Source organism: Pseudobutyrivibrio xylanivorans, from assembly GCF_008935055.1.
Lineage (GTDB): Bacteria > Bacillota > Clostridia > Lachnospirales > Lachnospiraceae > Pseudobutyrivibrio > Pseudobutyrivibrio xylanivorans_A.
Window position 1 is genome coordinate 2,015,975 of record NZ_CP043028.1, and the last position, 14,921, is coordinate 2,030,895.

A 14,921-nucleotide genomic window follows, 5' to 3' on the forward strand; every position below is an offset into this window, starting at 1 on the left:
CTAAAACCTCATTTCTCTAATGTCTCTCAAAATATCTTTATATGCTCTGCCTCTTCCAAAAAGCAGTGTTGTACCAAGTACGAAACCATCAACTCCCATCGGGCCATAGGTCTGAATTTTATTTGCTGAGCATGCACCATCCCAGTATAGCTTGAAACCCATCTGCTCTTTTAATTCAATCAATCGTTCCACCTTCTTACCCACATAAGGAAGATACATCTGACCAGCATTTCCCGGATTCACTGACATTACCAGCACCTTATCAACAATTCTAAGCATTTCCATAACTGTTTCCACACTGGTTCCTGGATTGATGGCAATTCCCGGTGTCATTCCAGCATCTATTATCTTCTGCAATGTAGTAGAGGGATGATATTCAGCCTCTGGATGAATATAGATTGTGTCCCCTTTGCGCAGATTTTTGATAAATAACTCAATATTACTACTAGGGTGCTCAATCATCAGATGAACATCAAGGGGCTTAAATGTTGTACCAGCAATATAGCTCAAATCATTAAGCGACATGGCATAGTTAGGCACATATCGACCATCCATGATATCGATATGGAAGGAATCAATTCCTCCCTCCTCCAACTCAGTCACCTCTCTCGCAAGATGACCATAATTGGCGCACATCATAGAAGCGTTCAATTCAAAGTCAAACTGCTCTCCCATCTACTCCTCCTCACCGCATAGAACGTCCGCATTCTGTATCATTATCGGCTTTTCCAGCTGCTCATATAACTGAACCAAGCTACTTCCATCTCCATAATAAGCATCACTGACTATCAGGGCCCTATCCAAATCCGAGGACTCATCAAAAATCCCCCAGCCTGCTTTCTTATAATCTTCTACAATTGCCTTATACGCTTCATAGAGCTCTGGCATCATACTTTCCAAGGTCGCAACCGTCAATGGATGAGGCCTCCACAAAAGAGCTACATCATCCTTATTCTCCTGGAATACCTGAAGAGTATCTGCTATTTTCTTTATCATCTTCTCTTCAGTATTCAAAAAAGCAACCACACTGGTATTATATAAAACAATCTTCTTTCGCGTTCCGTCTGGCTTGTTTACTATATGCTGCCATTCCTCAGGTATTTCTACTCCCTGTTTATTTAGAGCCTTTAGTCTTTCTATCTTTGGTGAACCTGAGCCCTTGATTTTGCTCTCCCAGGTTTCTCTAGTTTGTTCACCAAACCTTCGGCTTAGAACCTCTACATAAGCCTCCTTCATTTTGTCTGATTGAACAATCACCTCATCAGCATTAATCACACCCTTTGCAATAGCATAATGTGAAATCTGTTCCAATACAGATTCATTACTTACATCTGGCTCGCTCAGCACAAAATATGGAATATATATCAGCTTCTCCGTCCATTTTTTTATATTTTCGCTGTAAAAATATGGATGCACCGAGGTAACGTAATTCATATCATCATAAGGATTATGTATATATACCTCATCAGGATGCTCCGCCTCAAAGTCAAATCCATCACAGCTTATTACTGGCACATCCTCAGGATATTCCTCCAATTCATAATGCATTTCCTTCATACTACCATCTGGATTTTTATCATAATATGGAATCGGAATTACCAGTGCTGTAGTGTCTGGCTCATCCTTACAACTTTTCCAAACAGATTCCAAAGAGTCCCACATACTGGCCTTATACGGCAAAAAAATTACTAATTTCTGTAATGTAATATCAGTCCCTGCGCTTTTCTCTATTTTATTAATAGCACTATCCAATCGAAGCTTCGCTGATTCCGCCGCTAATCCTTTTTCACTCAAAATCTCCTCATTTATTTCAAAGAGAAGCTCACAGAAATCCTCCAAGCAAGATACTGTAGGATGTCCCAATCCTTCCTCCTTTTCAATAAACTCCCCTAACTCAATTGCTTTTTGTTGACAGGTTTGGAGATATTCATTCACTCTCTCCAAATTTCCATTTTTAGCGGAAAGCTCCATATAAACGCCTTCTGCTATCTTCCTAAAAAGCTCTATATATTTTTCAATCTGTTTAAATTGGTATTTTCTCAATTTCTACTCCCCTTTTTATACAATGCTCCTTATACCATTCTACTCTATTTGTGTAAAAAAAACCGCAATATTCTGTGAATATTGCGGTTTCCCCAAAGTTTTCATTCTATTTTCTAATTATCTCATCCAATATGGCCTGTGCCACCTCATCCTTGCTCATTATCGGAAGCTCCCTAGCCCCCTCTGCAGTAATCAGTGTTACCACATTGGTATCTGTGCCAAAGCCTGCACCCGCCGTGCGAAGGTTATTGGCAACTATCATATCTACATTTTTCTTTTTCAGCTTGGCCTGAGAATTCTCCAGCATATTTTCCGTTTCCATGGAAAATCCGCAGATAAACTGTCCTTCCCTTTTGTTAGCACCCAAGAAGCTTAAGATATCCTCTGTGTGCTCAAGTTCTATGACAGAATCTTCTCCATCCTTTTTCTTTATCTTCTCCGCTGCAACAGTCTTTGGCCTGTAATCAGCCACTGCTGCACTCTTTATAATTATATCGCACTCCCTGGCCTTGGATTTTACTGCCTCTGCCATCTCAGCAGCGCTTCGAACATTAACCACGTCCACAAACATCGGTGGTTGGATTGCAACTGGTCCGCTGACAAGTGTTACCTGGGCGCCTCGCTCCATAGCTGCTCTTGCGATGGCATAGCCCATCTTTCCAGTGCTGTGATTTGTGATATAGCGAACTGGATCAATCGCCTCCGCCGTAGGCCCCGCTGTGACCAGCACCTTCTTGCCCACCATGTCATGGTCGTGTGCAAGCTCCCTTAAAATGTACTGTAAAAGCACCTCTGGCTCAGGCATCTTTCCTGCACCAGTATCGCCGCATGCCAAATATCCGCAGGCAGGCTCAATAATCTCAAAGCCATATTTTTTTAAAATCTCAAGGTTATCCTGAACTATAGGATTAGTGAACATATTGGTATTCATGGCTGGGCTCACAAGCTTCTTGCACTTTGCCGCAAGAATAGTAGTTGTAAGCATATCATCCGCTATGCCATGAGCCATCTTTCCAATGACATTTGCGCTGGCAGGTGCCACCATAAAAATGTCTGCACGCTTTGCTAATGCCACATGTTCAACATTGAATTTAAAATCCCTGTCAAAGGTATCCACCAGACATTTATTGGATGTCAGTGTCTCAAATGTGATAGGGTTGATAAAGTTGGTAGCATTCTTTGTCATTATGACATTAACATCTGCCCCAAGCTTCACCAGTGCTGATGCCAGATTTGCAATTTTATATGCTGCAATGGAGCCAGTCACCCCAAGAACTACACATTTTCCCTTTAACATAATCAACTATTACCTCTTTGTATTGCTGTTTATTTTCTATTATCGCTTGTTAGAAATAAATTAATTTGCCATCTTCTGAGTAGAAGTCTCAACCTCTACTGCCTTGATTTTGGCACTTTTCCCAGCATAAACGCCTGCTGGCTTGATCTTGTCGAGAACGATTCCCACAAGATAAACGATTACTGCTCCGACGATAGCCTCGATTACACCGTTGAAGCTGATAATTCCGCCGATAACTGCCATAAGCGCGCTTGGGTCAATCTGAAGCACCTCTGCATATGGGTCCTTATAAAATATATAGATGCTTCCCATAACAAGAAGTGTGTTTGTCATGGCACCAGAAATACCTGCTGTGATAAATCCAAGTGCCTTTGCATCTTTATTCATAAATAAATACTCGATAGCTGTGAATGCTGCGATTCCAACAACTACACCGATAATCTGTGCAACTGTAACTGAAAAGCCAACCTTGCCCTCAGAAATCATCTTGTTGAAGAATGCGAATACACCAAAGCCCATGATGAAAGAAATAACTGCGTTGATGATTGAACCATAAACGAATTTCTTCTCAGAGCTTATTGCCTTCTTGATTCCAACATAAACGAAATATGGAACTACGCCAATAAGGATTCTAGGCACGATTGCAATAAATGTGCTCTTGAATACAAGCGCAATTGCCTCGCCTACAGTATCATGTGGAAGCATTGTAAGAGCTGCCACTGGCGAGAATGCGAACGCTGATGGAGTTGGTGTAAGTGAGCTCTTGATAAAGCTTGTGATACCAAATACTCCTCCAAGGAATCCGCCCTTCTTTGGTCCTAAGAATAAAGAACCAATGATAACTGGAATATGAAGTGTGGTTGCATTAATAACTACGAGTGGAATATATCCGAGTGGTGTTGAAGCCATAACTACAATAATGGCTACGAATAACGCTGTGAGCACAAGCTCATAGGTCTTAGAATTGTTGCTTTGCATTTGTTCCTCCTTTTGGTAGAAGCCCTTAGGCGGGTCTCCTCCTTACTAAACAATGTACAAGCGTTAAATTTTTAACAGCAACTGAATTGTAACACGATAATTGCAACTATTCAACTCCCATTCGCTTTTCAATCAAGAAATGGCTTTGGGGTTGAATAGCTGCTCTTCTGTCTTACTGTTCTAGTCCCTGTGTGTAATAGTTGTTACCATATATATCGGTAAACACATAAGAAATCAATATAGGTTTGTCCTCAATTACTAAATTTGATATTTTCATTTCATCCATTGAGGTGCTGATTGTCATCTGCTCTCCAAGATGATAATTTTGCTTAAAGCTTCCATCGTAATCATAAAAATCGCAAACAAAATCCAACGTATCTCCAGGCTGAAGCTCTGTAAGGTTCTTTGCTACAACCTCAGTATCTTCCTCGGTATACTGATAATCAAAGTTCGCTCCAGCCACATAGCCATCCTCATGTTCAGAGTCAAACACAATGATAAGGTCAGCCCTGTCATCATTCAACCAAACTGGAACATAACCGGTGATTGTATAATTATCTGCATCACCTGTTGTATCAATATGATAATAAGCTACAATCTGGTCGTCGATTGCAAGCCAGCTTCTATCTGTGTTGGCAATCAGATTTCCATCCTCATCCCATTCAAATACATTATCAAGGCCAAGATCAATATATCCGTCACCATTATCCACAAAGGTTGAAAACTCTATATCCTGGACATTTTCCCACTGGCCTTCATTAAGAGCAATCACATTATCTCCATTTGCGTTCATTGTCCAATTCAAATCACTTAAATCCAGATTATTCTCTGCAATATACTCCGCTGCATCCTCAGCACTGACACCATTTTCCAAAAATCTTGCTGATGATGAACCAGCCTGCATAGCTGCATTTAAAATCTGCATAATAGCTTGTGCACTATCAAGGCTTGCACCACTTCCTCCACCTGTGCCAAGCAAGATGCTGACTGGATTTGTATTTCCTGCACTTTGTCCGGCCTGCTGTCCATAGTATGCCATAGAGGCAAACTTCTGAATGCAATTCTTGTAGCTTTCGTCCATTCCAATTTCATCATAAGTATCAGACATAGTATCTACCTTACCAGTTTGACGATATGGGAAGTAGATTGAAAGACCATATGCATTTGTCATATTGCTTGAAGTCTTATTGTACTTAACCGCACCCTTCAGTGACTCAGCCAGCTCATTTCCTGCCTCATTGTTCATCTTGATCGCAAAATCAATCAGGTCAATCTGGTCAATTTTCGAAGATGTTGCAAACTCTCTTGTGCTGGAACGAGCTGTAGATACTGTCTTATATTCCTTCTTGTCGATAAGACTTGTGGTAGAATCTGCAAAGCTCTTTAAATCCTCTGGAACTGTGGCAGAAAGCTCAGCCAAATCCACAAGTGAAAGTGTGGTCTTCTGACCTGGACAATTGCTTCCGCACTGGCTCACAAAATCATCTACAATGTTCTTGCCAATTTCAAGAGTTGACATTGAAGTATCGCTATTAAGCTTAGTAAGCCAGTTGGTGTAATACCAACCAATGCCAGGCTCCGTCTCCTCAGATGCCACCATATAGTCGCTGTGAGCATCAAGCATAAGTCCTGTTTCAACAGTAGCCATAAGACAGGCATCAAATCCTACAAAATCATACTTCAAGCCACTTTCTGAGAGAGCCTTATTGATCTCTGCTAAATCCATAGAGCCAGCATTTTTATGCTTTTCATCATAGCCGTAGCCAGTTACTGAACCACCACCATGATCCCAGAAAATCAGGTCATATCTGTCTGCTTTATAATTCTGTCCGCAGAACTTAATAAAGGATGTTAAGGTGCTTAGATCTGTCATTGGCAAATCACCAAGATTATCCTTCACCAGAGCCATCTTACCATTTCTAATCTGATAAATCTGGTTGGTCTTGTTGCTTACAAAATTATTCTGCCAACCTGCGCAACCACCGGTATATACCAATAGGTTTATCTTTTCGCCTACTGTCGCATTCAGCATTTCCTGTAAATCCTTTGACGCCATGGCGCCTCTGGATTCGAGGTCGGTACCGCACATGTAGACCATGATAGTTACTGTATCCTGTCCACCGCCTTTGATAACCGTATATTTTTCTCTGGCACCACTAGCCACTGTTTCATCAAGAATTCCAGTGTTTGCCTTGCTGCTCCACCTTGCATTTCCACTTTGAGCAGTGCTTGTATATCCGCTGCCCAAAAGGAGCGATGCCATCGAACCAATGGTATTTATAGTACTGGCTGATGTGTTACTTGATACTGAGCCTGTTCCCACTCCACTTCCAGAGCCAGTACTTCCTGAGTCTCCACCAAGAAATGCGCCAAGGCCACCTCCGCCACCAAGTAGCAAAACCAATGCAATAATAATGATTTTTCCAAGGCCACCTCCGCCGTAACCTCCTGCTCGATTTCCACCACCTGGAGTTCCAGTCCCTCCTCCAGGCACCTTCCCAGCACCTGAGCCCACTGGACCACCGCCTAGTCCGTCTCCTCTGAGATTAACTTTCCCCGAGCCAGTCACATTTTTCTTTCTCGATACAGGTCTATCCGCCATCTCGTTTCCTCCCAACACGTCTTCGTAATATGACCATTAATGAATCAATAAGATAATTCTACTCTATACGATAAAAATGTGCAAAAAATAACGGGGTTCTGTAGCTATCTAGCCCATAGTATTACTAAAGGAAAGCTTTCTATGCTTGACTGAGTAATACTATGGCTTGAGAGCGTAACAGACCCCGTAGTATTTAGTGTGGGTAGTTTATTTTTTGCTATTTTAGTGCCATTTCTTCCATTTCTCTGGCAATCTTATTGATAACCTCAAGAGTTTCATTCATGTTCTTCAATGCTTCCATAGCATCATCACTTACTGAACCAACTGTATCGGCTGCTGCTGCAACCTCTTCAGATGTAGCAGAAAGATTGGTGATATTATCCATAATCTCTGAGTTTGCTGTTATAACCTGATCCACAGAACCCTTGACCTGAACAACTCCGTGTCTCAGCTCATCGGTACCTTCCTTAATCGCATCAAGCTTGGTGCCTGTCTCAGCAATAAGGCCATTCTGTTTTGTAGCATACTCAGCAGACTTTGACATTGCCGAAGAAGCTGATTTTGCATCATTTGTAAGGCGCTCAATAATTCGAGATATCTCTTCTGTCGCCTCTCTTGTACTTTCAGAAAGGGCTCTGATTTCATCAGCAACAACTGCAAAACCCTTACCAGCTTCACCAGCTCTTGCTGCCTCAATTGATGCATTAAGAGCAAGCAGGTTTGTCTGACTTGAAATACCAAGGATGGTCTCTGTAATTGCCTGAACATCCTGAATACTGTCATTTAATGCCTGAGTGGTTGTACTTGTCTCGATATTAATCTTGGCAACCTCCTCAGCCTGACTCTTCAACTGATTTATAAGGCTAACACCTTCGTTAACCGATTCCTCAACTCGACTTGAAACATCATCAATGTTTGTAGCCTCTTCACCTACAGTCTGAATGCTTTCCTGAATAATAGCTGTCTTGTTAGTCTGATTCTCAATAGCTTCAGCTGTATTCTTTGTGCCTTCCACGATTTCATTAACTGATGTATGAGTTAAGTCCATAGACTCATTAAGCTTTGTTGAAACCTCATTTGCTTCCTCAAATTTCACATTAAGCTGTTCAGCCAAATTTACAATAGTATCAGAGGTTTCCTTAATCTCTTCGGCATGATCCTTTATTGTATCCAAAACCTCTGTGGTCTGGCGACGCTGCTGCTTACATACGATTACAGAGATTGTACATGCTATAATCGAAAATACAAGCTCAGTAACAAGTTCTCTTCCTGAAATATTGCCCTTTCGCAGCTCTATAATTCCTGAAGTAACCAAACAGAAATTAGCTATGAAGCAACCAATACGAACTGTTCCAGCCTCACCATAAATCATAACAATAAGGATTATTGTGTACATGAAGATGTACATATTCGTATCAGTAGGATTGTAAATATTTAGTATAAACAGTACAACCATTGATAGTGTAACTACATATTTGTATCTGTACTCTGTTCCAAAACTTTTGTAGCACACCTGGAACAGTATAATATCAATCACTGCCACAATTAATCTGATTGAATCAAGCACATTCTGTCCGTCAAGCACAAGGGAACGGATTGTACAGAAAATAAGCGCAATACAAGTGATGGTTCCACAGTATCTTGCGAGCCTGTTTTTCTCAAGCATCTGCTTGGTTTTGATATCCATATTGTTATCATTTTCTGGCATACTATTTGTCCTCCAAAAAAAGCTATACTTATACCTTAGTAGGTTAAGTATAGCAAGTTTTTCAGACATTTTAAAATTTTTGGCAGAATTTTCACAAAATTTTCACCACGTGTGCTTATTATTCACCTGGAGCTGAATTTATTACTTTTCCAGTGTTCCAAAGCATTGCTGCCTTCTCAGCAGCAGCAACTCTGCCATCTTCATCTTTGAAGCTTACAGTTCCTGTATAGCTTCCACAATCAAGACATGCCACATAATATCCGTGGTCTTCTTCCTCAAGCAATCCTGCTCCTGCACAGATTGGGCAGTCATGAATCTCTATTTTTTCTGTAATATCCATCTTAGCTTACCTTTAATTTAAATTTCTGCAAATCATGCTCTGAATCTACTTCCGCAATATCAGCACCAAGCTTTGCAAACTTTCCAACAATGTCCTCGTATCCACGCTGAATATACTTGATATCATCAATCACTGTAAATCCATCAGCTGCAAGTCCAGCAATAATAAGTGCTGCGCCTGCACGAAGGTCTGGTGCACAAACCTGAGCACCTGTATATCTCTCAACACCAGTAACAATTGCTACAGTGCTTTCAACCTTGATGTTTGCTCCCATGCGGGCAAGCTCATCAACATACTTAAAACGGTTTTCAAAGATTGACTCTGTAACAGTGCTAGTTCCATCAGCTATAGCAAGCACTGCTGTCATCTCAGGCTGCATATCTGTAGGAAAGCCTGGATAAGGAAGTGTAGTAACATGTGTCTTTGTGAGCTTTCTTCCCTTTGCAATGACTCTTACAGCATCGTCATATTCCTCAATCACACATCCAGCCTCCATAAGCTTGGCTGAAGTAGCCTCCAAGTGCTTAGGAATAACATTCTTTACAAGAACATCGCCGTGTGTTGCTGCTGCTGCACACATATATGTACCAGCCTCAATCTGATCTGGAATAACTGCATAAGTAGTGCCATGAAGTGCTGAAACACCTACGATACGAATCACATCTGTACCAGCGCCGCGGATGTTTGCTCCCATACTGTTAAGGAATGAAGCAACATCAACAACATGTGGCTCCTTAGCAGCATTCTCGATTGTTGTCTTACCCTCGGCAAGAACAGCTGCAAGCATGATGTTGATTGTAGCACCAACTGAAACCTTATCAAGATAAATGTGGTTTCCAGCAAGTCTATCTGCGCGTGCTGACCAAAGGCCATAGCTGACATCAACATTTGCTCCAAGGGCCTTGAGTCCCTTTACATGTAAATCGATTGGACGTGAACCGATAAGACATCCACCAGGAAGAGCAACCTCAGCGCTCTTATACTTTCCGAGAAGTGCTCCCATCAAATAATATGAAGCTCGAATCTTCTTAATGTATTCATAATCTACTGAAAGTCTGGAAATGCTTGAGCCATTAATCTTAACTGTGTGCTCATCGATTCGATTAACTGAAGCTCCGATATCCTCGATTGCTCCGATAAGTACATTTATATCTTTTACATTTGGCAGATTTTCAATTGTAACAGTCTCGTCTGTCATTATGGCACCGGCCAAAATACCAAGTGCTGCATTTTTAGCGCCGCTGATTTCAACTTCGCCTTCAAGCGCAGTGCCACCTTTTATTACATACTGTTCCATTTTGTCTCCTACAATTCTCTATCTCTATAATTTCTGAATTCTGAATCATATCAAAATCGTAAAAAAGGCGCAGTAATCCCTATTCGATTTGACTCCGATATAATTTAGCATAAAAGCCGTCTTTCTGCAACAATTCTCTGTGATTACCCTGCTCCACAATCTGACCATCTTTGACGAACAAAATCACGTCAGCTTCGCGAATTGTTGATAGTCTGTGAGCAACAACAAATGTAGTTCTTCCTTCCATCATTTTGTTAAAGGCTGCCTGAATCTTCTGTTCAGTTCTAGTATCAATAGAAGATGTAGCCTCATCCAAAATCAACATTGGAGGTATATTCAGCATAACTCTTGTAATGCAAAGCAACTGCATCTGTCCCTGAGATATTGCCCCGTTATCTGTAGAAAGAATTGTATCATAGCCATATGGCATTCTCTTTATAAAGCTGTGAGCTCGTGTAGCCTTAGCCGCAGCAATTATTTCCTCATCAGTAGCATTAGGGCTTGCCATTCTTAGATTGTCTTTAACAGAGGCATTTTTCAACCAGGTCTCCTGAAGCACCATGCCGAAATTGCTTCTCAAATTGCTGATATCAATATCCCTGATATCTGTTCCATCAATCAAAATCTGTCCGGCATCTACATCATAAAATCTCATCAAAAGATTGATAATTGTACTCTTTCCAGCACCTGTAGGACCAACAATGGCAACTCGCTGTCCAGGCTCAACCTTCAAATTCAAATGTTCAATAAGCTTCTTTTCCTTATCATAGGAGAAAAAAACATCCTTGAACTCGATAGCTCCCCTAGCACCATCGATAACAGCATTACCATCGTCTACTTCTACCTCAGCATCAATTATTTCGAATAATCTTGCCGCACAAGCAATAGCATTCTGAAATTCAGTAACAACTCCAGAAATTTCGTTAAAAGGCTTACCATATGAACTTGCGTATGACAAAAAGCTTGTAAGTCCACCAACTGTAATTCCACCAGAAAGCGCCATTAAAGCACCAAACACACCTACAGCAGCATAGATAATATTGTTAACAAGTCTCGTGCTTGGATTGACCGTTGACGAATAAAAGGTTGCCTTCATAGAAGCATCTGCAAGCCTATCATTCATTGTTTCGAAATTGTCCAGGGCATATGTATCAAAATCATTATTTCTAACGATATTCTTGTTTACAATAATTTCTTCAATATATGAAGTTTCAGCACCTCTAAGCTTTGCCTGTTCTCCAAAAAATTTGTATGTTCTCTCTGAAATGAACTTGGCCAAAAGCAATGAAAATGGTGTAGCAATTATGACAATTAGCGCTATCTTCCATGAAATAATCATCATGAAATAGATAGTTCCGAGGATAGTAAGCACTCCTGTAAATAACTGTGTAAATCCCATCAACAATCCGTCTGAAAATGTATCAGCATCCGAAACTATTCGGCTGACAAAATCTCCGTGTGGATGGCTGTCAATTTCAGCAAGTTTTATGTGCTGAAGCTTTGAAAATGATCTATCACGCAAATCCTTGGTAATAGTATAGGTAATTCGATTATTTACCCTGTTCATTATCCACTGGGTAAAGAATGTAGCTACAACAGTGATAGATATCTCTTTAAGGACTGATAAAAGTCTTGTGTAATCTATAACCCCTTTACTAACAATACAATCTACCGCCTGACCTGTAAGAATAGGAATTCTTAAGGTAAGAATCACGGTAGCTAGAGCACATAAAACAGACGCAATGATCTGTATTTTATATGCTCTTAATTCTATTAAAATACGATTTAACACTTTAGATTGAGGCTTGTTTTTCATTAGTTAGCCTCCTCTCTAGGAAACTGGCAGTAATATATTTCCTGATATGTTTCGCAAGTATCAAGGAGTTCCTCATGAGTTCCAAGTCCTACGCATTTTCCATCGTCCAAAACTATAATCTGATCTGCATCTTTAACAGACGACGCTCTCTGGGACACTATGATAGTAGTTGGATTCCAATCTAGCTCGTTTAATGCTTTGCGAAGTTTTGATTCTGTAGCAAGATCCAACGCTGAAGCTGAATCATCCAACATGAGGATTTCAGGTTTTCCCATTAGAGCTCTTGCTATAGTAAGTCTTTGACGCTGACCGCCGGAAAAATTGCTTCCCTTTCCAACAACCTCTGCATCAATACCGCCTTCCTTTGCCTCTACAAAATCCAGCGCTTGAGCGCTCTTTAACGCAGATTTAATTTCATCATCTGTTGCTTCCCTTTGCTTCATCGAAAGATTACTTCGTACTGTGCCATGAAATAGTGACGCATGCTGTGGAACAATACCAAACTTCCATGCCAAATGCCCATCTTCAAGCTTACTTATATCCTGACCATCCAGTTCGATTACGCCCTTAGTAACATCATACGTATGATTTAAAAGCTTAATCAAAGTGCTCTTTCCTGAACCTGTACCACCAATAACTCCAAGTGTTGAGCCTGCAGGTATTTCAAGACTAATATCCTCCAGGTCATATTCACTGCCGCCATTATAGCTGAATGAAACATTCTTAACTGAAAGGGCTCCAAGCTGATGGGAACCACCAATAATTAGCTCTCCCTCAGCAAGCTTCTCCTGACATCTTTCGTCAGATTTCATCTCCATTATTTCCTGAACACGGATTGCAGATGGATAGGCCTTCAATAAAAGCACAATAAGATTAGCAAGTTTTATGAGTTCTATAAGTATCTGACCCATATAATTTACAAGAGCCACCACATCACCCTGAAGAATAAAACCTTCATCCACTCTTCTCATTGCAACATAAATCAGGCTTACAATACCGATATTTACAACCACATAGGTCACTGGATTAAGCAGTGCAGATACCCTTCCGGTACCGATTTGCATTCTCGCCAGTTCACCTGTTTTTTCATCAAATTCTGTCTTTTCGTTTTCAACCTGACAAAATGCTCTCAAGACTCTTGCACCTTCAAGGTTTTCTGAAGTTGCATGTAGCACTCTTTCAAGCTTTGCTGCAATGGTTTTATATCTTGGAAGAGTGTATTTCATGATTACATACACAATAATTGACAGCAATGCTACTACAATTATAAAAGTTAATGCAGATTTAATATCTACAATAAATGCCATAATTGTTGCACCAACAACGATAAAAGGAGAGCGCAAGAATAGCCTCAGCACCATATTTATTCCATTTTGTATCTGGTTAATATCGTTGGTGATTCGAGTGGTAAGCACCTCCTCACCAACCTTTTCTTTCATGCCATGAGACAGCGATAAAATCTTTGCAAATAAATCTCGTCTAATTTCAGCTGCAGAATAAACAGCCACATAGGCACTAAAAAACTGAGCTGTGATGGAAAACACAAGCCCAACCACCGCCAAGAACAACAAAACCCCACTCATCCTAATGATGTAGTGGGTATCTGAATTTCCGATTCCCTTGTTGATGATTGCTGCCATAACAAGGGGAACCAAAAGCTCAAATATCGCCTCTAACATTTTGAATAGTGGGGCTAATATTGCTCTGAATCTGTATTTCTTTACATATCCAATTATAAAACTCATAAATTAATCCTGGTCTGAGTCCTCAGCTGATTCCTCAGTGCTTTCAGTCTCTTCTGTAGTAGACTCAGTTTCCTCTGAAGCTTCTTCCTTCTCTACAGCCTTAAATAATGAATCAAACTTAACCTTTTCCCAAACCTTCTCATCAACAGTCCATGTGATAGCTTCCTTCCAAGAATCCATCAATGTGTTGAAAGCATCTGACTCAAGGGATTCCTTCTTGTTATCAGAAGCATCTGTATCGTGATCCTTATCAAGTCTGAGTACATAATAACCTGCACCATCAACCTGAATAACAGATGAAATCTCACCTTCCTTAAGTGCCTCAGCAGCATTGATAATGCTCATATCCATTGTGCTGTCTTCTGTCTCACCTTTGAGATATGAGTATGAAGATGTTGATAATCCAAGCTTCTCAACATCACCATCAAAGTCTTCTGATGTAGAAAGACTCTTTGCCTGTGCCTTGAGATTTGTAAGCTCCTCGTCTGTATATTCAACTAAGTTTCCATCATCATCCTTCTTGCCATTTGTATCAAATAGTACATATGTGAAAGAACGCATCCAACAATCATCATCTTTAATATCTGCACCGGCAGCTTCCTTTGCTGCAGCACTAACAAGTGAATAGTAGGTTCTATCCTCAAGGTACTGCTTTACAATCGCCTCTGTTGCACCCATCTGGTCAAGAGTTTCCTGTGAATTGTCTGTCATAAACTTAGCAGCTGCTTCCTCAATTGCCTTTGTCTGCTCGTCTGTGAGACTGATGCTGTAATCAGATGCGTGAGCCTTTGCTAAATAATACTCCTCAAGCTGATTAAGAACCTCATCCTTTGTCTCCTGCTCAAGTGTTGAGCCTGAACCAGTCATATCAGACTGCCACATTCCTTCTCCGTAATATGAAAGAAGATACTGGTCATACATGGACTGCTGATATCTTGCAGCAAAATTAGCATATCCAAGGCTAATTGTCTCAGAAGCATCTCCATTCTTAATTTTTACTAATGTCTCATTAGGATTCACTTTTCCGCAACCTGTAAATATAACTGCAGCTGAAAGTGCTGCAAGGCCTGCGGCTCTTAATTTTGCATTTTTCAT

Annotated in this window: 11 protein-coding genes; all 11 read right to left on the minus strand. The window is 40.6% G+C overall.

Translation table 11 applies throughout. The annotated features are described in order from the left end of the window. The 11 genes from FXF36_RS09175 to FXF36_RS09225 all read right to left on the minus strand — a co-directional run bounded on the left by FXF36_RS09175 (nucleotide 1) and on the right by FXF36_RS09225 (nucleotide 14,921). Complete coding sequence (locus FXF36_RS09175) at nucleotides 1-675, minus strand: ribulose-phosphate 3-epimerase (protein ID WP_151623467.1); 675 nt, start codon at nucleotides 673-675, stop codon at nucleotides 1-3. Then, complete coding sequence (locus FXF36_RS09180) at nucleotides 676-2,043, minus strand: hypothetical protein (protein ID WP_151623468.1); 1,368 nt, start codon at nucleotides 2,041-2,043, stop codon at nucleotides 676-678. A gap of 106 nt (nucleotides 2,044-2,149) precedes the next feature. Continuing rightward, complete coding sequence (gene coaBC, locus FXF36_RS09185; protein WP_151623469.1) at nucleotides 2,150-3,340, minus strand: bifunctional phosphopantothenoylcysteine decarboxylase/phosphopantothenate--cysteine ligase CoaBC; 1,191 nt, start codon at nucleotides 3,338-3,340, stop codon at nucleotides 2,150-2,152. A gap of 60 nt (nucleotides 3,341-3,400) precedes the next feature. Beyond that, nucleotides 3,401-4,318 carry an ECF transporter S component gene (locus FXF36_RS09190; RefSeq protein ID WP_151623470.1) on the minus strand — a complete coding sequence of 306 codons (918 nt, stop codon included), beginning with the start codon at nucleotides 4,316-4,318 and terminating at the stop codon, nucleotides 3,401-3,403. A 172-nt stretch (nucleotides 4,319-4,490) separates the two neighbouring features. Next, entirely contained in the window at nucleotides 4,491-6,920 is a 2,430-nt protein-coding gene (locus FXF36_RS09195; protein WP_151623471.1) for a clostripain-related cysteine peptidase, read from the minus strand. A 217-nt stretch (nucleotides 6,921-7,137) separates the two neighbouring features. Further along, complete coding sequence (locus FXF36_RS09200; RefSeq protein ID WP_167511347.1) at nucleotides 7,138-8,628, minus strand: methyl-accepting chemotaxis protein; 1,491 nt, start codon at nucleotides 8,626-8,628, stop codon at nucleotides 7,138-7,140. A 118-nt stretch (nucleotides 8,629-8,746) separates the two neighbouring features. Then, complete coding sequence (locus tag FXF36_RS09205) at nucleotides 8,747-8,968, minus strand: Lar family restriction alleviation protein (RefSeq protein WP_151623473.1); 222 nt, start codon at nucleotides 8,966-8,968, stop codon at nucleotides 8,747-8,749. Nucleotide 8,969: 1 nt separating this feature from the next. Beyond that, nucleotides 8,970-10,265 carry a UDP-N-acetylglucosamine 1-carboxyvinyltransferase gene (murA, locus tag FXF36_RS09210; protein ID WP_151623474.1) on the minus strand — a complete coding sequence of 432 codons (1,296 nt, stop codon included), beginning with the start codon at nucleotides 10,263-10,265 and terminating at the stop codon, nucleotides 8,970-8,972. A 79-nt stretch (nucleotides 10,266-10,344) separates the two neighbouring features. Next, nucleotides 10,345-12,081: an ABC transporter ATP-binding protein gene (locus FXF36_RS09215; protein WP_151623475.1), complete on the minus strand. Its 1,737-nt coding sequence runs from the start codon at nucleotides 12,079-12,081 to the stop codon at nucleotides 10,345-10,347. Then, complete coding sequence (locus FXF36_RS09220; RefSeq protein ID WP_151623476.1) at nucleotides 12,081-13,826, minus strand: ABC transporter ATP-binding protein; 1,746 nt, start codon at nucleotides 13,824-13,826, stop codon at nucleotides 12,081-12,083. Before FXF36_RS09220 ends, FXF36_RS09215 begins: the two co-directional genes overlap by 1 nt. Nucleotides 13,827-13,829: 3 nt before the next feature. After that, nucleotides 13,830-14,921, minus strand: coding sequence for a peptidyl-prolyl cis-trans isomerase (locus FXF36_RS09225; RefSeq protein WP_151623477.1), 1,092 nt, complete (start codon nucleotides 14,919-14,921; stop codon nucleotides 13,830-13,832).